Below are 20,097 nucleotides of genomic sequence, written 5' to 3' on the forward strand. Positions count from 1 at the left end.
AGCGCCCTTGACAGGCCGGCCCGACACGGAAGGACGATGAGACTGACGGGAAAGCCCCAACCCCTCCCTGAGACCGCCCCGCCGGGACCCCGCCCACCCCCGACCCCGGCCAGCGCCCCCCGGAATCCCGCCCGCACCCGGAGTCTGGAAGCCATACGCCATTAACCGGGCATTCAGACACGCTTGCGAGCCTCCCAGCATGCAGCCCCGACTCCGCCTGACCGCGGACACTTCCGACGCGCCTGTCCTCCCCCGTGCGCGGAAGAATAGAGGTATGAGCCACCAGCCCAGCGCAGGCCCCACCGAGGTCCCCGCACAGCACCCGTCTCACACCTCCGCCGCGGTCTCCTCCGCCTCCAAAACGCGGAGCAAGGCAGAGGAAAAGGCACCGGCGAAGTCGCGCCTCGGCTCCATAGCCGCGCACCGCCCCCTCGACCCCGATCTCGACGCCGACCTCGACGTCTACGAGGACAAGGACGACACCGGCGAGCTCCCCGCCGACCGGTTCCTCGACCGCGAACGCAGCTGGCTGGCCTTCAACGAACGGGTCCTCGAACTGGCCGAGGACCCCACCACCCCGCTCCTCGAACGCGCCAACTTCCTGGCGATCTTCGCGAGCAACCTCGACGAGTTCTTCATGGTCCGCGTCGCCGGCCTCAAGCGCCGCATCGCGACCGGCGTCGCCACCCGTTCGGCCTCCGGCCTCCAGCCCCGCGAGGTCCTCGACCTCATCTGGACCCGCTCCCGCGAGCTCATGGCCCGGCACGCCGCCTGCTACCAGCAGGACATCGCCCCCCAGCTCGCCGAGGAGGGCATCCACCTCATCCGGTGGCCCGACCTCACCGAGAAGGAGCAGGCGCGCCTCTTCACCCTGTTCCGCAACCAGATCTTCCCGGTGCTCACCCCGCTGGCCGTGGACCCCGCACACCCCTTCCCGTACATCTCCGGCCTGTCGCTGAACCTGGCCGTCGTCGTGCGCAACCCCGTCAGCGGCCACCGGCACTTCGCCCGCGTCAAGGTGCCCCCGCTGCTCAGCCGCTTCCTGGAGGCCTCCCCGCAGCGCTACGTCCCGCTGGAGGACGTCATCGCCGCGCACCTGGAGGAGCTGTTCCCCGGCATGGAGGTGCTCGCGCACCACATGTTCCGCGTGACCCGCAACGAGGACCTGGAGGTCGAGGAGGACGACGCCGAGAACCTCCTCCAGGCCCTGGAGAAGGAGCTCATGCGGCGCCGCTTCGGCCCGCCCGTGCGCCTGGAGGTCGAGGAGTCCATCGACCCCGGCGTGCTGGACCTCCTCGTCCAGGAGCTGAAGGTCTCCGCCGCCGAGGTCTACCCGCTGCCCGGCCCGCTCGACCTGACGGCCCTCTTCGGGATCTCCTCCCTCGACCGGCCCGAGCTGAAGTACCCCAAGTTCGTCGCCGGCACCCACCGTGACCTGGCCGAGGTGGAGTCCGCCTCCGCGCCCGACATCTTCGCCGCGCTGCGCGAACGCGACGTCCTGCTCCACCACCCGTACGACTCCTTCTCGACGTCGGTCCAGGCCTTCCTGGAACAGGCCGCCGCCGACCCGGACGTCCTCGCGATCAAGCAGACGCTGTACCGCACCTCCGGCGACTCCCCGATCGTCGACGCCCTGATCGACGCCGCGGAATCCGGCAAGCAGGTCCTCGTCCTCGTCGAGATCAAGGCCCGCTTCGACGAGCAGGCCAACATCAAGTGGGCGCGCAAGCTGGAGGAGTCCGGCTGCCACGTGGTCTACGGCCTCGTCGGCCTCAAGACCCACTGCAAGCTGTCGCTCGTGGTCCGCCAGGAGGGCGACACCCTGCGCCGCTACAGCCACGTCGGCACCGGCAACTACCACCCCAAGACCGCCCGCCTGTACGAGGACCTCGGCCTGCTCACCGCCGACCCGCAGGTCGGCGCGGACCTCTCCGACCTCTTCAACCGGCTCTCCGGCTACTCCCGCCGCGAGACCTACCGCCGGCTGCTGACCGCCCCCAAGTCCCTGCGCGACGGGCTCATAGCGCGCATAGACAAGGAGGCCGACCACCACCGGTCCGGCCGCCCGGCGTCGGTCCGGCTGAAGATGAACTCGATCGTCGACGAGGCCCTGATCGACGCCCTCTACCGGGCCTCCCGGGTGGGCGTCCCGATCGACATCTGGGTGCGCGGCATCTGCGCCGTACGACCGGGGGTGCCGGGGCTGTCGGAGAACATCCGGGTCCGCTCGGTCCTCGGCCGCTTCCTGGAACACTCCCGGGTCTTCGCCTTCGGCAACGGCGGCGAGCCCGAGGTGTGGATCGGCAGCGCCGACATGATGCACCGCAACCTCGACCGCCGCATCGAGGCACTGGTCAGGGTCACCGACCCCGGCCACCGCGCGGCACTGGACCGGATGCTGGAGACCGGCATGTCCGACGCCACCTCCTCCTGGCACCTCGGCCCGGACGGCGAATGGACCCGGCACAGCACCGACGCCGAAGGCCAGCCGCTGCGGCACGTTCAGGAGATGCTCATAGACGCCCGGAGGCGCCGGCGTGGCTCAGCCAAACCATGACCCGACCGCAGGTGACGTGCTCGGCGTGTACCTGCGTTCCCAGGCCACCGCTTTCCTGCGCGCGCTGCGCCTGCATGACGCAGGCGCGGCGGGCCCGGGGGGCGGTCCCCCGGGCGGGGACGAGGGCGAGGCGGCGCACGGCCTGCGGGGGGCCGCGCGCCGCATCGCCTCGTCCCTGAGCACGTTCCGCGTCGTCACCCAGGTGAGCTGGGCGGACCCGCTGCGCACCGAGCTCGTCTGGCTGTCCTCCACCCTGGCGGACGAGCACGCGTACGCGGCCCGGCTGTCCCGCCTGATGGAGGCCCTGCAACGGCTCTCGGCCTCCCCCGAGGTCCCGGCCCCGCGCGGCACCGCCGCGAGCGCGCTGACGGTCGGCGCCGCCCGCGCGGGCGCCCTGCTGGAACGCCAGCTCACCCTGGCCCGGACCCGGGCCCACTCGGCGACCCTCCAGGCACTGGGCTCGGCCCGGTTCCACGCGGTGGCGGACGCGGTGGCGGTCCTCGCCTCGGAGGTCCCGCTGGACCCGGTGGCGGCCGGCGGGCGCGTGGACGACGTCCTGACCCCACTGGCGGAGGTCGCCGGCTCCCGCCTGGGCGCGGCGGTCGCCGCCCTCCCCGCGACCGACGCCGCCACCCCGTACTCGGCGCACGCGGACGCCGCCTGGCACGAGGTACGCCGCCTGCTGCGCGTGCACCGCTACGCCCGTGAGGCCCTGGGGACGTACGAGCCCCACCTGGCGGCGGCGAGCGAGGCGCTGAACCAGCACCGGGACGCCTCGGAGGCGGCCACCGCCTCGGCGACGGCCGCCCGCACCCCGCGCATCGCCCCGGCGACGGCGTACGCCCTGGGCGTCCTCCACGCCGACCAGCGCCACGCGGTGGAAGCCACCCGCCTCGCCTTCCACACCCTGTGGACCCCGACGGCGGCGGTCCCGGCGGCGCCGTGAGGGGGGCGGGGCGGGGCCGGGGAGGGTCGGGACCTCCCTGAGCGGTCTCGGAGAAGGGTTGGGGCTTTCCCGTCAGTCCCACTGTCCTTCCGGTTCGGGCCGCCCTGTCAAGGGCGCTCCTTCGTCGCGTCGCTACGCGATGGCCTCCGGCCACCCTTGACAGCCCGACCCGAACCGGAAAGACAAGGACTGCCGGGAAACCCCCAAAGAAACGGGACGGATGTTCATGGCAGATGCGGCGGACTCAGGGACCCTCCGGGGTGGTCGGGAGCCGGCAGACATCCATCCGGCCCCCTCGCGAGCGCAATGGGGAACGCCCTACGCGTCAGATCGCTACGCGCTCCTCTCGTCTCGGCGTCCAGGGGTGGTCGTGGGCTGGGATGCCCTGCCACTCGTCGTCTGGTGCGGTCAGAAAGCCAAAACGACCGCCGGACGCTGAGGAATGAGGAGCGCGTAGCGATCTGACGCGCCCACCGGCCCCGGATGACGATCTCATCGTCCTTTCGTGCAGGCAGCGACCCCAGACGGACGGCAGACGCTAAGCCGGGAGAAGCGCGTAGCGATCTGACGCGTGGGTCGTCCCCGATTGCGCTCGCGACGGGGCCGGATGCCCGGTCAGGCGACCCCCGACGACCTCGCCTGCTCCCTGACATGGCCGCATGTCCTATGAACATCCGTCCCGTTTCTTTGGGGGTTTCCCGGCAGTCTTCGTTTTTCCGTGGCGGGACGGTCTGTCAAGGGTCGCCGCAGGCGATCGCGCAGCGACGCGACCGAAGGGAGCGCCCTTGACAGGCCGGCCCGACGCGGAAGGACGATGAGACTGACGGGAAAGCCCCAACCCTCCCTGAGACCGCCCCGCTCGGGTCCCGCCCACCCCCGACCCCGCCCCACCCCCCACCGGTGGAATCCAGCCACCCCACCCCCACCCCACCCCCACCCCCCACCGGAAGGTCACGGCACCATAACGGGCGGATAACGCCCGCTTAATCCCAGGTACAAACCCCCCCATCCGCACTCGCCCGTCCGCCACGGTTCACCATCCGTTCACCAACCCCCGCCGACCCCGTCACCTGTTCTGCCTAATTTCGGTAGCGCACGGTGCGAGCCGAACGGGAATGAACGGCCGCGCACCCCACCGACCACGTAGTCCTCTTCGCACGCCGCCCCGATACCAGAAAGCGGCCGGCGGCCCCCCGGAAGGAACACCCGAACAGTGAAGCTTCAGCGCAAGAACCGGCTTCGTGCCTCCGCCCTCGGGGCCCTCGTCGTGTCCGGCGCCCTGGTCCTCACGGCGTGCGGCTCGGACGACAACACGAAGACCGGCGCCGACGGCACCCCGAAGGCCTCGGCCCCCGCCCCCGGCGACATCAAGTGCGACGGCGCCAAGGGCAAGCTGCTCGCCTCCGGCTCCTCCGCCCAGAAGAACGCCGTGGACCTGTGGGTCAAGAACTACATGGCCGCCTGCTCCGGCGTCGAGGTGAACTACAAGTCCTCCTCCTCCGGCGAGGGCATCGTCGCGTTCAACCAGGGCACCGTCGGTTTCGCCGGCTCGGACTCCGCGCTGAAGCCCGAGCAGGTCGAGGACTCGAAGAAGGTCTGCACCGGCGGCGGCCAGGGCATCAACCTGCCGATGGTCGGCGGCCCCATCGCCCTCGGCTTCAACGTCGCCGGCGTGGACAAGCTGAACCTCGACGCCGCGACGATCGCCAACATCTTCAACGACAAGATCAAGAAGTGGGACGACGAGGCGATCAAGAAGCTGAACCCCGGCGTCACGCTTCCCTCCACCGCCATCCAGGCCTTCCACCGCTCCGAGGACTCGGGCACCACCGAGAACCTCGGCAAGTACCTCAAGGCCGCCGCCCCTGACGCCTGGTCCTACGACGCCTCGAAGAAGTGGCCGGCCCCCGGTGGCCAGGCCGCCTCCGGCTCCGCCGGTGTCGCCTCCCAGGTCAAGGCCGTCGACGGCGCGATCGGCTACTTCGAGCTCTCGTACGCCACCTCGCAGAGCATCAAGACGATCGACGTGAACACCGGCGCCTCCGCCCCGGTCAAGGCCACCCCGGAGAACGCCTCCAAGGCCATCTCCGCCGCCAAGGTCACCGGCACCGGCTCGGACCTGGCCCTCAAGCTCGACTACGCCACCAAGGCCGAGGGCGCGTACCCGATCGTCCTGGTCACCTACGAGGTCGTCTGCGACAAGGGCAACAAGCCCGAGACGCTCGGCACCGTGAAGTCCTTCCTGGAGTACACCGCCTCGGACGCCGGCCAGAAGGCCCTCACCGAGAACGGCTACGCCCCCATCCCGACCGAGATCAACAGCAAGGTCCGCGAGGTCATCAAGTCCCTCGCGTAAGGCCCTGGAGCCCGAAGGCCGCGAGGCCCGACGGCTCCGGAGCCACGAGGCTCAGTCCTGACCCCCGAGGTCCGGCCCGCCCCCTCCCCCAGGCTTCGTCCGGGGGACCCCCAGGGCGGGCCGGCCCGGGGACCCTCCCCCTCCACCCGGGGGAATCCGGTGCACCGCCGCCAGGGGGCTCGCCCCCCACACAGACCGGAAAGACCATGGCTTCCAGCACACCCACCCGCATAGAAACGGCTCCGCCCGTCTCCAAGAGCGGAAGGTCCACCGGCCGCGCCGGTGACAAGATCTTCTCCGGGCTCTCGAAGGGCTCCGGCATCCTGCTCCTGGTGATCATGGCGTCGATCGCCGCCTTCCTCACCTACCGGGCCAGCATCGCCCTGTCGAAGAACGAGGGGAACTTCCTCACCACCTTCGACTGGAACGCCTCCGCCCGGCCCCCCGTCTTCGGCATCGCCGTCCTGCTCTTCGGCACCGTCGTCAGCTCGGTCATCGCGATGGCCATCGCGGTTCCGATCGCCGTCGGCATCGCCCTGTTCATCTCGCACTACGCGCCGCGCAAGCTGGCCGCGCCCCTCGCCTACGTGGTCGACCTGCTGGCCGCCGTGCCGTCGATCATCTACGGCATCTGGGGCGCCCTCTTCCTCGTGCCGCAGCTGAACGGGCTGAACCTCTGGCTCGACCAGTACCTCGGCTGGACCTACGTCTTCGACAAGACCCAGGTCGGCGTCGCCCGCTCGCTGTTCACCGTCGGCATCCTGCTCGCGATCATGATCCTGCCGATCGTGACGAGCGTCAGCCGCGAGGTCTTCCTCCAGGTCCCGCGCATGAACGAGGAGGCCGCCCTGGCCCTCGGCGCGACCCGCTGGGAGGTCATCCGCCTGTCGGTGCTGCCCTTCGGCCGCTCCGGCGTCATCTCCGCCTCCATGCTCGGCCTCGGCCGCGCGCTCGGCGAGACCATGGCCGTGGCCACCGTCCTCTCCCCGAGCTTCCTGATCTCCGGGCACATCCTCGACCCGGGCGGCGGCACCTTCGCGCAGAACATTGCCGCGAAGTTCGACGAGGCCAACGAGTTCGGCCGTGACGCGCTCATCGCCTCCGGTCTCGTCCTCTTCCTGCTCACCCTGCTGGTCAACGGCGCCGCGCGCCTGATCATCGCCCGTCGCAAGGACTTCTCGGGGGCGAACGCCTGATGAGCCACACCCTCCAGGACCACCGGCCCGCTCCGGCCCACAGGTCCCCCGCCCCCTCCGGCCTGACCCGCGGCGGCCTGCCCCGCTGGGCCCCCGCCGGCATCGCCGCCGCCTCCGCCGTCCTCGGCACGGTCATCGGCCTGGTCTTCGACCTGAGCAGCAAGGTCCAGTGGGGCCTGATCGCCGCCCTCCTGTTCGTCGTGATCACGTACACCGCCAGCTCGGTCGTCGAGAACCGCCGCCAGGCCAAGGACCGCGTCGCGACCTCCGTCGTCTGGGTCTGCTTCGTCCTCGCGGTCGTCCCGCTGCTGTCCCTGATGTGGACGACGATCAGCCGCGGCGCGAAGACCCTGAGCGGGGACTTCCTCAGCCACTCCATGAACGGCGTGACCAGCTTCGAGAAGGGCGGCGGCGTCTACCACGCACTGCTCGGCACCCTGGAGCAGGTCGGCCTCGCCACCCTGATCGCGGCGCCCATCGGCCTGCTGACCGCCGTCTACCTGGTCGAGTACGGCAAGGGCCGCCTCGCCAAGTCGGTCACCTTCTTCGTCGACGTCATGACCGGCATCCCCTCCATCGTCGCGGGCCTGTTCATCCTGACGACCTGGAACCTGATGCTCGGCTTCGGCCCGTCCGGCTTCGGCGGCGCGATGGCCCTGTCGATCCTGATGATGCCCGTCGTCGTCCGCTCCACCGAGGAGATGCTCAAGCTCGTCCCGAACGAGCTGCGCGAGGCCGCCCTGGCCCTCGGTGTGCCGAAGTGGCGCGTGATCCTCAAGGTCGTCCTGCCCACGGCCATCGGCGGCATCTCCACCGGTGTCATGCTGGCCGTCGCCCGCATCGCCGGCGAGACCGCGCCGATCATGCTGCTGGTCTTCGGATCGCAGCTGATCAACGGCAACCCCTTCGAAGGTGCCCAGTCCTCGCTCCCGCTGTACATCTGGGAGCAGTACAAGGTCGGCAGTGAAGCCTCCTACGACCGTGCCTGGGCCGCGGCGCTCGTCCTGATCGCCTTCGTCATGATCCTGAATCTGGTGGCCCGCGGCATCGCCCGCTGGAAGGCCCCGAAGACCGGTCGCTGACGCGACCAACCGAAAGCGAAGTGACCCCTCATGGCCAAGCGAATCGACGTCAGCGGCCTCTCCGCCTTCTACGGCAGCCACAAGGCCATCGATGACATCTCGATGACCGTGGAACCCCGCTCCGTGACGGCCTTCATCGGCCCCTCCGGCTGCGGCAAGTCCACCTTCCTGCGCACCCTGAACCGAATGCACGAGGTCACCCCCGGCGGCCGCGTCGAGGGCAAGGTGCTGCTGGACGACGAGAACCTGTACGGCTCGAACGTGGACCCGGTCGCGGTGCGCCGCACCGTCGGCATGGTCTTCCAGCGCCCCAACCCCTTCCCCACCATGTCGATCTTCGACAACGTGGCGGCGGGCCTGCGCCTGAACGGCAGCTACAAGAAGTCCGAGCTCACGGACATCGTGGAGCGGTCGCTCCAGGGCGCGAACCTCTGGAACGAGGTCAAGGACCGCCTGAACAAGCCCGGCTCCGGCCTCTCCGGCGGCCAGCAGCAGCGTCTGTGCATCGCCCGCGCCATCGCGGTCGAGCCGCAGGTCCTGCTGATGGACGAGCCCTGCTCCGCCCTCGACCCGATATCCACCCTCGCCATCGAGGACCTGATCGGCGAGCTCAAGGAGCGGTTCACGATCGTCATCGTGACCCACAACATGCAGCAGGCGGCCCGCGTCTCGGACCGCACCGCCTTCTTCAACCTCGCCGCCGTCGGTCAGCCCGGAAAGCTGATCGAGATCGACGACACGGACCGGATCTTCTCCAACCCGTCCGTCCAGGCGACCGAGGACTACATCTCGGGCCGCTTCGGCTAAAGCGCCGGGGCCGCTCGCGCGGTCGTCCTGCGGTGCTGCATGGCGGTGCCACCGCAGGATGGAAGGAAAGAGGGCCGGCTCCCCCTGGGTGGGGGGAGCCGGCCCGTTTCCGTACCGCGTGCGGCCGGGCCGCCGTCTCAGCCGACGAAGGCCAGGTCCGCGAGCCAGAAGCAGAGCGCGGCGACCAGGGCCGCCGCCGGCATGGTGATGAACCAGCCGAGGATGATGTTCTTGGCCACGCCCCAGCGGACCGCGTTGACCCGCTTGGTCGCGCCCACACCCATGATCGCCGAGGTGATCACGTGGGTGGTGGAGATCGGCGCCTTGAAGAGGAAGGCGGTGGCGAACATGATCGAGGCGCCGGTGGTCTCCGCCGCGAAGCCCTGCGGCGGGTCCAGCTCGATGATCTTGCGGCCGAGGGTGCGCATGATGCGCCAGCCGCCCGCGTACGTGCCCAGCGACAGCATCACGGCGCACGCGATCTTCACCCAGACCGGGATCGGGTCGTCGGCGCCCTGCACATCGGCGATGACCAGGGCCATCACCACGATGCCCATGGTCTTCTGGGCGTCCTGCAGACCGTGTCCGAGGGCCATGCCGGCCGCGGAGACGGTCTGCGCGATGCGGAAGCCGCGCTTGGCCTTGTGCGGGTTGGAGCGGCGGAACATCCACAGGATGGCGACCATCACCAGGTAGCCGACGATCAGGCCGACGACCGGTGACAGGAGCATCGGGATGACGACCTTCTCCAGCACCCCGTCCCACAGCACGCCGATCCCGCCGGCCAGCGCCGCGCCCACCATGCCGCCGAACAGCGCGTGCGAGGAGGACGAGGGCAGCCCGAAGTACCAGGTGATCAGGTTCCAGACGATCGCGCCGACCAGGGCGGCGAAGAGGATCCACATGCCGCGGTTGCCGTGCGGGGTCTCGATCAGCCCCTTGCTGACCGTGTGCGCCACACCGCTGCCGAGGAAGGCACCGGCGAGGTTCATCACCGCGGCCATCGCGAGCGCCGCGCGCGGGGTCAGGGCCCGCGTCGAGACGGAGGTCGCGATGGCGTTCGCGGAGTCGTGGAAACCGTTCGTATACGTGAAGCCGAGCGCGACACCGATGGTCACGACCAGAGCGAAGGTGTCCACGAGGTTCAGGACTCCTTGACCGCGATGGTCTCCACCGTGTTCGCGACGTGCTCGAACGCGTCGGCGGCCTCTTCCAGCACATCGACGATCTGCTTGAGCTTCAGCACCTCGATGGCGTCGTACTTGCCGTTGAAGAGCTGGGCGAGCAGCTTGCGGTGGATCTGGTCGGCCTGGTTCTCCAGCCGGTTGACCTCGATCCAGTACTCGGTCAGGTTGGTCATGGTCCGCAGGTGCGGCATGGCCTCGGCGGTCAGCTCGGCGGCCCGCGCCAGGACCTCGATCTGCTGCTCCACGCCCTTGGGCAGTTCCTCGACGTTGTAGAGGACGACGAGGTCGACGGCCTCCTCCATGAAGTCCATGATGTCGTCGAGCGACGAGGCCAGGCTGTAGATGTCCTCGCGGTCGAACGGCGTGATGAACGAGGAGTTCAGCTGGTGGAAGATCGCGTGGGTGGCATCGTCCCCGGCGTGCTCGGCGGCACGCATCCGCTCCGCGATCTCGGCCCGGGCGGAGGGATCCGCTCCGAGCAGTTCCATCAGGAGCTTCGAGCCCGTGACGATGTTGTCCGCGGATGCGGCGAACATGTCGTAGAAGCTCGTCTCCCTGGGGGTCAGACGAAATCGCACGTGGGGTCCTCGGGGTGCATTGGATTCGGTCAGGCTGATGCTAGGCGCATCCCCCGGCCACGGCTAACCGGCGGTCCCGGGTGTCGTGCATCAGGCAGAACGGGCAGAGTGGGCCCTGCGGATCCCTGTCCCTGCGGCCCGGGCGACGTAACCTATACCCATGAGGGGTATATACCCCCTCGTACCGGACCACGGGAGGACTCATGACGACCATCGAGGCGGAGGGCTCCGGGGCCGTTCCCGTCCACGGCTATCACCACCAGAAGGACGAGCACCTCAAGCGGCTGCGCCGGATCGAGGGCCAGATCCGGGGCCTCCAGCGGCTCGTCGACGAGGACGTGTACTGCATCGACATACTCACCCAGGTGTCGGCGAGCACGAAGGCCCTCCAGTCCTTCGCCCTCCAGCTCCTGGAGGAGCACCTGCGCCACTGCGTGGCGGACGCCGCCGTCAAGGGCGGCACCGAGATCGACGCGAAGGTGGAGGAGGCCACGAAGGCCATCGCCCGCCTCCTGCGCAGCTGAGCGGCTCCGCCCGCTACGGCCCGATCCCCATCAGCACCTCGTCGATCCGGTCCTGACTGAGCCGTTCCTCGACCGCGGCCGACGCCGCGATGATCAGCTCCCCGCAGAGCTCGATCTCGGCGAGCGCCACGTGGTCCTGCACCGTCGTACCGCCTGCGGGAGTCACGCGTGTCACCTCTCTCTGCCGCCATCGCCCGTCCGGCACCCGGCTTCCCAGCGTAGGGACCGCCGCTCGTAGCGCGCATGACACGGATGGACCATTTCCGGATAGTGGAGCCATGGCCCGGACGTACCGCCCGGGCCGTTCCGGTCGGCTACTCGGCGATCTTCCCGGCGTAAATGTCCCCTTCCGCGGGCAATACGACGGTCACGGGGGTCCCGAAGCCGTACAGCAGCGTCGTCGAGGAGACATCGATCACGCCATTCTTGACGTACGTGAACCGGTGGCGGACCTTCCGCAGGCGACCCTCCTCGTCCAGGTAGGCGTCGAAGGGCACGCTGTCCTTGCTGAACCCTTTCGCCGCCGCCCGCAGGGCTTCCCTGACCCCCGGGGAGGCGCTCTGCGCGGCCCGCCCGATGTCCGTCGTCCCCCGGTAGTGCCGCACCTTGGTGCCCGCCAAGTCGCTCTCGCCGACGTACGTCACCTGCTGCGCGCCCCGCAGCAGCTCCGCGGCGGCCAGCGGATCGGTGGCCCCGCCCGTGACGAGGTTCCCGTCGGGGAGGGACGCCGTGTCGAGGCGGACCCACTTGTCGTCGGGGACCCCGGCGCCCCGGTTCTTCATGTAGAGCGCGCCGGGGACGAGCAGCTCGGTGATCGGCCGGTGCTCGGGCTGTCCCTTGACGTCGGCGGGCAGCATCACCAGCAGCTGTCCCATCCGCTTGCGGAAGTCGACGCCGCCCTCGCCCCGGATGGTCACCCGGGTCCCGCCGGTGGCCATTTCCATCGCCGTACGGGCCTGCGCGCTCCCGGTGGCGGCCAGCGCGTCGGCGGCCGCGCGGACCGCCGTCGCCGGGTCGCCCGGGGGGCGGTCGTCGCCCGCGCCGCCGCCGGCCACCGTTCCGCTCGCGGCACCGCATCCGCCCAGCGCGGCCACGGTGACGGCCACGCAGGCCGCGAGCACCGCCTCGCCCGCACGCCGTCGTCGCCGCCTGTGCTGGTGCACCACCATCGCCTGCCAACCCCCAACGCATGACCGCTGCTTGCCCGAGGCCCCCACCCGCTCCGGTTAACGAGGTCCGGGGTTTCCCGTCACGGTCCGGAAGTGGCCAGGCCCCGTACCGGCACTGGCCGGGCCCCGGTACCGTTGAGTCGTGGATCCGCACACCAAGGCGACCCAGCCCGCTCCGTTTACCGCTGTGCCCGACCCGCGTCACCCCGCGGAAGGCGCGCAGACACCTTCCGGACACACCACCAGCACCGCCGAGCGGGGCTCCTTCTGCCTGGCCGTGTGCAGCTGCGGCTGGACCGGCCCGGCCCGCCGCTCCCGGGACCTGGCCCGCAGGGACGCCACGAGACACACCGCCACGCCGTAACCCTGCGGCGCGCAGCCCCGTAGCCCGCTCTTCCGGTTCTCGCCTGGCCCCCCGCGGCCGGGCGTGTCGCCCGTTCGGACGTCCCGGCTGGCCGGGGGCCCCGCGACCGGTTGCGCTGGAGGCATGCCAGGAACCGCACCCCGCCTCGTGACCCTGCTCTGGGCCCTGCTGATCGCGCTCACTCCGGCCGCGGCGGCCTGGGCCCGCCCCGTGGGCTCGGCGGACGGGCCGGCCGACGTGGCCCTGGCCGTCGGGCTCACCACCGCCGCGGCGGTGGTCACGGGGCTGTGGCTGCGCTCCCGCTACCGCCGCGAGGAGGCGGAGCAGCCGGGCGGCAACGGTGGTGAGGGCGGCGGCCCGTGACGCCCCGCCAGCGTCCGACGGCGGTCCGGCTGTGCTTCGGCGCGGCGGGCCTGTGCCTGCTGGTGGCGCTCCTGCTGGCGCTGTGGAACCCGTAGGGCCCCGGGGCCCCGCGGGCTCAGGCGGCCAGGTCGCTCTCGGCCGGCCGCTGCGCCAGCTCCACGGGCCGGGCCACGACCCGGTCCCCGGCCCGGACGAGCCACCCGAGGCGCGGCGAGCGCGCGAGCGCCCGTACCAGGGGGGTCAGCCCGGCCATGGCGAGCGGTGCCAGGACGAGGACGACGGCGGTGCCGAGCGCGAAGCCCCCGATGACGTCGGTCGGGTAGTGCACCCCCAGGTAGACCCGGCACATCCCCTCGGCCACCGCCAGCCCGATCCCGACGAGCCCGAGCCGGCGGTGGGCGAGGAACAGTCCGATGCCGAGCGCCATCGCGAGGGTGGCGTGGTCGCTGACGAAGGAGAACCCGGCGCCCGGCCCGCCGCCCGCACCGCCGAGCACCTCCAGGCCCTCGTGCGCGACGAAGGGCCGGGGGCGCGCCACGAACCCGCGCAGCGGCACGTTCACGAGCAGCGCGAGGGCGGCGGCCAGGGGGGCCCAGACCAGCGCGGCGAACGACTCGGCGGCGGCCGCCTCGTCCTGGCGCCGGGCCCCGCGCCAGCACCACAGCACGAGGAGGGCCATGGCGAGCGGAAGCCCGTAGGAGGCGAGCAGGGAGACGCCGTGGTCGAACCACTCGGGGGCGCTCCGGGCGATGCCGTTGATCCGGTACAGCAGGCTGACATCCACATTCGGCCCACCGGTCGTGAGTCCAGCCATGTGACGCGGCCCCTTGCTGCCTAGGTCCCGTGCGGGCGCACGACGGTGTGCGCCCCCTTCAAACCCCCCGCCGATCCACCCCCGCGTCCATGGAACGCCCGTTCTGACGGCCATGGTTCCACTCCGCGCCGAATGATCACGTGAACGTTATCCAAAGGTGACTCATCGTCGCAGCTCAGGGCCTGTGCTTCACGGAGAGCGACTATGCCTTCGGGGCAGCCGGCGACCGCTCCGGTAGCGCCTCGGCCCCTTCCTTGGTGACCCGGGTCGCACCGAAGTAGTCGGGGGTGTCGATCCTGTCGAAGCGGATGACGGCGCCGGTGTACGGGGCGTTGATCATGTAGCCGCCGCCCACGTAGAGCCCGACGTGCCGGATCTCCCGAGAGTTCGTCAGATCGTCGGAGAAGAAGACCAGATCACCGGGGAGCAGCTCGTCACGCGAGGGATGGGACCCGGCGTTGTACTGGTCGTTGGCCACCCGCGGCAACTCGACCCCCACGGTCTCGTACGCCGCCTTGGTCAACCCGGAACAGTCGAACCGCCCGTTGTCCGCGGCCGTCCCGTCACCACCCCACAGATACGGCGTCCCGAGCTGCTTCTGCGCGAAGTACACGGCCCCGGCGGCCTGCTGCGACGGCGACACCCGCCCGACGGGGCGGGCGAAGCTCTTCTCCAGGGAGCGGATGGCCTTCACATAGCCCTGGGTCTCGCTGATCGGCGGCACACCGCCCGCCTTGATGACGCGGTAGGGACCGGCGTTGTAAGCGGCGAGCATATTGTCCGACTGGTCCCCCGGTACTCCCGCCACGTCCTTGGAGAGCTGGCAGTCGTAGGTGGCGGCCGAGGGGATGGCGTCCTTGGGATCCCAGATGTCCTTGTCCCCGTCGCCGTCGCCGTCAACCCCGTACGTGGCCCACGTCTCCGGGATGAACTGGGCGATGCCGCGCGCGTCGGCGTTGCTGAGCGCGTCGGGCTTCCAGTTGCTCTCGGTGTACAACTGGGCCGCCAACATGGCCGGGTTGAGGGCGGGGCAAAGGTTTCCCCACTTCTCCACCAGCGGCTGGTAGATCGCCGGGACCGCCCCCTTGACCAGCCCGACGGCCCCTTGCCTGCCGCCCTTCGCCAGACCGGCCGCCGCCGAGTACGTGCCGACGACCAGCAGCGCGACGAAGGTCAGGCACACGCCGATCCCGATCCCGCTTGCCACCCAGAATTTGCGCACCCGTCAACACTGCCTTATGGCAGCTCGCCTGACAGTGCATTCATCAGTCTGTCTTGACACTATTTCACCGGAAAGCCGGTGCAGTAGAGGCTGCTGTACTCCTTCACGCCCCGGACGCGGTAGACCAGCACCGTCCAGTCGCCGGGATCGTTCGCCAGCGGGATGGCCGGAAACCGCTTCCGGGTCCCTTCGTTGTCCACGAGCTGCGTGGAGAAGTCGTCCGGATACGTGAGCACCACCTCGCCGCCCGGACCCGGGGTCCTGAGGTCGACGGGCTTGCTCGCGTAGCCGATGCCGTGGTTGTAGTCCCGGACGGACTCCAGGGGCCGCTGGGTGCTCTCGTCGATCTCGTGCGGGGGCTTGACGCCGACGGAGACGGCGTAGGGCGCCTTCTCCGTGTTGTACGGCTTCAGGTAGACGCGGATCCTGACCTTGCCCGTGACCGCCTGCGCCTTCGGGTCGTCGGCGTCCACGGCGGAGACCGCCAGGAACTCCGCCCGCTCCTCGGCGGGGAGGTTGCAGCTCCCGCCCGTGGCAGTGCCGGTCCACAGGTCCCTGGAGACCTTGTTCGGCTCGATGTGGTCGGGCACGCCCCCCGAGCCCGCAGCGGGCGGGGCCGGGCTCGGAGCCTGCTGCCCGGACGACGGCTCCCCCTTCCCGGGGGCGGGGCCGGCCGGCGGGGCGACGGCCCCCGCCCCCTCGTGCCCCGCGTCCCTCTCGCCCTGGAGCAGCAGGTACCCGCCCATCCCGAGCCCGCCCACCAGCAGCCCCGCGACCACGGCCACCGCCCAGCGCGGCACACCCCTCTTCCGGGTCGGCGCCGCCGGCCCGCCGGGCACCCCGCCGGGCACGTACGTCGGCACGTAGCCGGAAGGCGGCGCCGGCAGCCCCGGGCCGATGGTCGACGGCAGCGTCCCGGGGACCTGACCCGTACCGCCGCCCGCCGCCGTGAGCGAGGCGTACACCGGGTCGTCGACCAGCGCCGAGTCCACGGCGCAGCGGCGGATGATCTCCGCGGGAACGGGCCGGTCCCCGGGCTCCGCCGCCACGCAGGACCTGATCAGCGCCGCCAGCTCGGGCTCCACACCCGCGACGTCGATCTCCCCGTGCACCGCGCGGAAGTTGACCGACGTCGGGTCCCCCGTCCCGTACGGCGCCCGGCCCGTGGCCGCGTAGGCGAGCGTCGCCCCCAGGGCGAACACGTCGGCCGCGGCCGCCACCTCCCCGCGCAGCAGCACCTCGGGGGCCGTGTAGCCGGGGGTGCCCGGGGCGGCCCCGGTCTGCGTCAGCGCGGTCTCGGAGACGCCCTTGGCGATGCCGAAGTCGATGAGCTGCGGCCCCTGGGCGCCGAGGATCACGTTCTGCGGCTTGAGGTCCCGGTGCGTGACCCCGTACGCGTGCACGCTGGCCAGCCCCTCCGCCAGCGCGGCGAACAGCCTGCGGCAGGACGCGGCGGGCAGGGCCCCGAAGGCGCGCACCGCGTGGCTCAGCGTGGGCCCGGCCACGTACTCGGTGGCGAGCCAGTACGGCGGCGCCGCCAGCGACGCGTCGATCAGGTTCGCCGTATAGGCGGAGCGCACCGCGCGGACCGTCTCCGCCTCCCGCCGGAAGCGCGCCAGCGCCTCGGGATGCCCGGTGATCTCCTCTTTGATCACCTTGATGGCCACCAGCCGGCCCCCCGGCGACCGCCCGAGGTACACCTGTCCCATACCCCCGGCCCCCAGCCGGGCCAGCAACTTCTGCTCCCCGATCCGGTCCGGGTCGGTCCCCCTCAACGCCTCCATCCGCACGAGGGTGCCATACGGACTCCCCAGGCTGGGAAGGGGGTTGGCCCCTCAGCGCGGCGCCACGAACAGGCTCTGCACCCCCCGCCCGATCGGCCCCTTCTCATCGTGGAGCCGCGCGTCCGCGAGCCCGATGCCGCCCGCGTCCACGCTCGTTCGGGCCTCCACGCACACCCACTCCCCCACCGGGTGCCGGTGCAGGTGGACGGTCAGGTCGCCGTTGACGAACACGTACCGCCCGATGTCCATCACCGCGCCGATCCCGTTCCCCGAATCCGCCGCGACCAGCACCCGGTCCAGCGGCCGCACCGCCTCCCCCGCGACGAGCGGCACCCGCATCCGCATCCAGCAGGTCCCCGGCCCCGGCTCGGTGAAGGCCCCCCGCGTGAACCGGGCCTCCATCGAGGTGTGGTACCCCGTCTCCCACGGCACCGGGAAGAACGGCGTCACCGCCGCCTCCCCCGGCGGCGGCACCCGCGCCGCCTCGGCCACCGCCGGCACCGGCTCCCCCGCCACCCGGATCCGCAGCGCCCGCGCCAGCATCACCGGGGCGTCCGCGCCCGCCGGGGTGAGGGCCGCCTCGACCAGCTCGGTGCCCCGCCCGGCCCGCAGCACCGACGTGGTGACGGCCAGCTCCCCGATCGGCACCGGCCGCAGGATCTCGTACGTGATCCGGGCGACCCGCATGTCCCCGCGCGCCCCCGGCCGCTCCTCCACGGCCCGTCCGAGCAGCGCGGCGGGCGGCCCGGCGTGCTGCGCGTCCGGGTCCCACGGCCCGCGCGTCGCCCCGGTCGCCCGAAAACGCCCCTCGCCGATCCGCTCGTAGAACCCGCCGACCTCGCCGACCCCGCCGGCCCCGTCCTCAGCACCCATGCCGCCGCACGCTACCCACAGGTAACCCCCGGCACCAGACCCTCTCGCCCACCCGCCTCAGCGAGCCAGGCCCAGCCCCACCCCGAGCCCCACCAGCACCGACCCGATGGCCCGGTTCAGCGCCTTCTGCGCCCTGAGCATCCGCTCGCGCAGCGCGGAGTGGGAGAAGAACAGCGCCACCGCCCCGAACCACACCAGGTGCGCCCCCGACATGAACAGCCCGTACCCGGCCTGCCGCCAGGCCGCCGTGTCCGGACCCACCACCTGCGTGAACGTGGAAACGACGAACAACGTCGTCTTCGGATTCAGCACGTTCGTCAGGAACCCCGACCTCAGCGCCCCCAGCCGCGTCAGCTCCGGCTTCGACTCCAGGTCCACGGTCAGCTCGGACCGCGCCCGGAAGGTACGGATCCCGATCCACACCAGGTACGCCGCCCCCGCCAGCTTGATCGCCGTGAACAGGGCCGTCGACGAGGCGATCAGCAGCCCCACCCCGAGCATGGTGTACGACACGTGCACCAGCACCCCGGCCGCGACCCCCGCCGCGGCGAACAGCCCGGTCGACCTCCCGTACAAATAGCTGTTCCGCACGACCATGGCGAAGTCCGCCCCCGGACTCACGACGGCGAGCAGCGTAATGACGGCAACCGCGATCACTTCAGTCATGCACGGGATGCTCACCGCCCCCGGTCCGGGGATCAACCCCCTTTCAAGCGACAATGGACGGGTGTCCAGCTCCCCCCGCCCCGCGCTCCCCCTCCTCCAGGCCGACTGCGCGAACTGCTTCGCGCTCTGCTGCGTCGCCCTGCCCTTCGCGAAGTCGGCCGACTTCGCCGTGAACAAGTCCGCCGGCACCCCCTGCAAGAACCTCCGGCAGGACTTCCGCTGCGGCATCCACACCACCCTGCGGGACCAGGGCTTCCAGGGCTGCACGGTCTTCGACTGCTTCGGCGCGGGCCAGCAGATCTCCCAGGTCACCTTCGAGGGCCGGGACTGGCGCACCCACCCCGACACCCGGCAGGCGATGTTCGACGCCTTCCCCGTGATGCGCCAGCTGCACGAACTGCTCTTCTACATGTCCGCCGCCCTCGCCCTCCCGGCGGCCGCCCCGCTCCACCCGGCCCTCCGCGACCTCCTCACCAGGACGGAGGCCCTCACCCGGGCGGACGCGGCGACCCTCACCGCCCTCGACGTCCCGGCCCTCCGCCAGGAGATCAACGTCCTCCTCCTGGAGGCCGGCGAGCTGGCCCGGGCCAAGTCCCCGGGCCGCCGGAAGAACCACCGCGGCGCCGACCTGATGGGCGCCCGCCTCTCCGGAGCCGACCTGCGCGGGGCCAACCTGCGCGGCGCCTACCTGATCGCCGCCGACCTCAGCCGCGCCGACCTCCGCGGCGCCGACCTGATCGGCGCGGACCTCCGCGACACGAACCTCCGCGGCGCCGACCTCCGCGACACCCTCTTCCTCACCCAGCCCCAACTCGCCGCCGCCCAGGGCGACGCCCGCACCCGGATCCCGCCCACCCTCAGCCGCCCCGCCCACTGGGCCTGACCCCGAGCCGGCCACCCCGGCGCCCGCCCCACCCCCCGTGCGCCCCGCACGCACCCGCACGCCCCCCGAGCGCCACGACCGCGCCCCGACCGCGGCGCGCCACCCCCCGGGCCGCCAGTCATTGCCCGAGGTCACCCCCCGTGATACACAGAGTGACCAGGTCAGGCCATGCGTACGACCACACACCCGCGCACAGCCGTGCGCGCCCGCACCCCCAGGCACCCGCACGCACGGCCCGATACCCGGGACATCGGGTAAAGAGACCGGCCAAGTCGACGACGGCCGACGTTTCATCAGCGAAGATAGTGCGTGACCCCTGCCGTCGGGCACGGGCTACCGGAACTACCCATACAGGGGCGGTGAGTTACATGATCCTGGCAGCCGAAAAGGGCGACATCACCACCATCATCGGCGGAATCGCCCCGAATTGGGGGCCGTTCGGCAGTCTCGGCAACGAAGCGAAGGTCATGATCGAGGTCATCATGGCCGTGGCGATCCTCCTCTGCCTCGGCATCGCCATCTGGGGCGCGGCCAAGCAGCGCATCGGCGCCACCGCACTGCGCGACACCTTCAGCGCGGAACAGGGCAAGGGCCTGATCGTGGCCGGCCTCACCGGAGTCTTCATCATCGGCTCCCTCGGCACCCTCTTCACGATCGTCTACGGAATGGCCGTCTAGCAGAACCACCGCGGCCGACCTCACCCTGATGAGGAATCACCACACCGCG

At 71.2% G+C, this 20,097-nt stretch carries 19 protein-coding genes; 10 read left to right on the plus strand and 9 right to left on the minus strand.

Features of this window, described 5'->3' with window-relative positions; genetic code table 11:
* The first annotated feature begins 274 nt into the window (after window positions 1-274).
* From ACZ5NJ_RS36995 to pstB, 6 genes are all read left to right on the plus strand, one after another.
* Window positions 275-2,557 carry an RNA degradosome polyphosphate kinase gene (locus tag ACZ5NJ_RS36995; RefSeq protein ID WP_468771078.1) on the plus strand — a complete coding sequence of 761 codons (2,283 nt, stop codon included), beginning with the start codon at window positions 275-277 and terminating at the stop codon, window positions 2,555-2,557.
* Window positions 2,538-3,503: a CHAD domain-containing protein gene (locus tag ACZ5NJ_RS37000; RefSeq protein ID WP_468771079.1), complete on the plus strand. Its 966-nt coding sequence runs from the start codon at window positions 2,538-2,540 to the stop codon at window positions 3,501-3,503. Before ACZ5NJ_RS36995 ends, ACZ5NJ_RS37000 begins: the two co-directional genes overlap by 20 nt.
* 1,213 nt (window positions 3,504-4,716) lie before the next feature.
* On the plus strand, window positions 4,717-5,859 hold the full coding sequence (pstS, locus tag ACZ5NJ_RS37005; RefSeq protein ID WP_468771081.1) for a phosphate ABC transporter substrate-binding protein PstS: 1,143 nt from the start codon (window positions 4,717-4,719) through the stop codon (window positions 5,857-5,859).
* A gap of 206 nt (window positions 5,860-6,065) precedes the next feature.
* The gene (gene pstC, locus ACZ5NJ_RS37010) at window positions 6,066-7,055 is read left to right on the plus strand and encodes a phosphate ABC transporter permease subunit PstC (protein WP_468771083.1); all 990 of its coding nucleotides are present in this window, start codon (window positions 6,066-6,068) and stop codon (window positions 7,053-7,055) included.
* Window positions 7,055-8,137, plus strand: coding sequence for a phosphate ABC transporter permease PstA (gene pstA / locus ACZ5NJ_RS37015; RefSeq protein WP_468771085.1), 1,083 nt, complete (start codon window positions 7,055-7,057; stop codon window positions 8,135-8,137). Before pstC ends, pstA begins: the two co-directional genes overlap by 1 nt.
* 30 nt (window positions 8,138-8,167) lie before the next feature.
* Window positions 8,168-8,944 carry a phosphate ABC transporter ATP-binding protein PstB gene (gene pstB, locus ACZ5NJ_RS37020; RefSeq protein WP_344162490.1) on the plus strand — a complete coding sequence of 259 codons (777 nt, stop codon included), beginning with the start codon at window positions 8,168-8,170 and terminating at the stop codon, window positions 8,942-8,944.
* 137 nt (window positions 8,945-9,081) lie between these two features.
* On the opposite strand, the gene ACZ5NJ_RS37025 is transcribed toward pstB, so the two are convergent.
* Window positions 9,082-10,083: an inorganic phosphate transporter gene (locus ACZ5NJ_RS37025; RefSeq protein ID WP_468771086.1), complete on the minus strand. Its 1,002-nt coding sequence runs from the start codon at window positions 10,081-10,083 to the stop codon at window positions 9,082-9,084.
* 5 nt (window positions 10,084-10,088) lie between these two features.
* A complete protein-coding gene (locus ACZ5NJ_RS37030) occupies window positions 10,089-10,709 on the minus strand; it encodes a DUF47 domain-containing protein (RefSeq protein WP_351892233.1) in 621 nt (206 codons plus the stop codon).
* 203 nt (window positions 10,710-10,912) lie between these two features.
* Here ACZ5NJ_RS37030 and ACZ5NJ_RS37035 point away from each other — a divergent pair, with 203 nt between their 5' ends.
* Window positions 10,913-11,233 carry a metal-sensitive transcriptional regulator gene (locus tag ACZ5NJ_RS37035; RefSeq protein WP_042818427.1) on the plus strand — a complete coding sequence of 107 codons (321 nt, stop codon included), beginning with the start codon at window positions 10,913-10,915 and terminating at the stop codon, window positions 11,231-11,233.
* A gap of 13 nt (window positions 11,234-11,246) precedes the next feature.
* Here ACZ5NJ_RS37035 and ACZ5NJ_RS37040 read toward each other — a convergent pair whose 3' ends face one another.
* Window positions 11,247-11,399, minus strand: coding sequence for a hypothetical protein (locus ACZ5NJ_RS37040; protein ID WP_468771115.1), 153 nt, complete (start codon window positions 11,397-11,399; stop codon window positions 11,247-11,249).
* A gap of 148 nt (window positions 11,400-11,547) precedes the next feature.
* A complete protein-coding gene (locus ACZ5NJ_RS37045) occupies window positions 11,548-12,402 on the minus strand; it encodes an SCO4651 family lipoprotein (protein WP_468771088.1) in 855 nt (284 codons plus the stop codon).
* 487 nt (window positions 12,403-12,889) lie between these two features.
* Here ACZ5NJ_RS37045 and ACZ5NJ_RS37050 point away from each other — a divergent pair, with 487 nt between their 5' ends.
* A complete protein-coding gene (locus ACZ5NJ_RS37050) occupies window positions 12,890-13,129 on the plus strand; it encodes a hypothetical protein (RefSeq protein WP_468771090.1) in 240 nt (79 codons plus the stop codon).
* Window positions 13,130-13,244: 115 nt separating this feature from the next.
* Here the strand turns inward: ACZ5NJ_RS37050 and ACZ5NJ_RS37055 are convergent, their stop codons facing one another.
* From ACZ5NJ_RS37055 to ACZ5NJ_RS37075, 5 genes are all read right to left on the minus strand, one after another.
* Window positions 13,245-13,943, minus strand: coding sequence for a phosphatase PAP2 family protein (locus ACZ5NJ_RS37055; RefSeq protein WP_468771092.1), 699 nt, complete (start codon window positions 13,941-13,943; stop codon window positions 13,245-13,247).
* A 202-nt stretch (window positions 13,944-14,145) separates the two neighbouring features.
* Complete coding sequence (locus ACZ5NJ_RS37060; RefSeq protein ID WP_468771094.1) at window positions 14,146-15,165, minus strand: C40 family peptidase; 1,020 nt, start codon at window positions 15,163-15,165, stop codon at window positions 14,146-14,148.
* Between the two features lie 59 nt (window positions 15,166-15,224).
* A complete protein-coding gene (locus tag ACZ5NJ_RS37065) occupies window positions 15,225-16,949 on the minus strand; it encodes a serine/threonine-protein kinase (protein ID WP_468771096.1) in 1,725 nt (574 codons plus the stop codon).
* A 51-nt stretch (window positions 16,950-17,000) separates the two neighbouring features.
* A complete protein-coding gene (locus tag ACZ5NJ_RS37070) occupies window positions 17,001-17,822 on the minus strand; it encodes a thioesterase family protein (protein WP_468771098.1) in 822 nt (273 codons plus the stop codon).
* 57 nt (window positions 17,823-17,879) lie between these two features.
* The gene (locus ACZ5NJ_RS37075) at window positions 17,880-18,488 is read right to left on the minus strand and encodes a LysE family transporter (protein WP_388954249.1); all 609 of its coding nucleotides are present in this window, start codon (window positions 18,486-18,488) and stop codon (window positions 17,880-17,882) included.
* 61 nt (window positions 18,489-18,549) lie between these two features.
* Here ACZ5NJ_RS37075 and ACZ5NJ_RS37080 point away from each other — a divergent pair, with 61 nt between their 5' ends.
* A complete protein-coding gene (locus ACZ5NJ_RS37080; RefSeq protein ID WP_468771100.1) occupies window positions 18,550-19,371 on the plus strand; it encodes a pentapeptide repeat-containing protein in 822 nt (273 codons plus the stop codon).
* A 368-nt stretch (window positions 19,372-19,739) separates the two neighbouring features.
* Window positions 19,740-20,048 (plus strand): hypothetical protein, encoded by a 309-nt coding sequence (locus tag ACZ5NJ_RS37085; RefSeq protein WP_042818271.1) that lies wholly within the window; start codon window positions 19,740-19,742, stop codon window positions 20,046-20,048.
* The last annotated feature ends 49 nt before the right edge of the window (window positions 20,049-20,097 follow it).

The organism is Streptomyces sp. NPDC032091 (assembly GCF_055580265.1).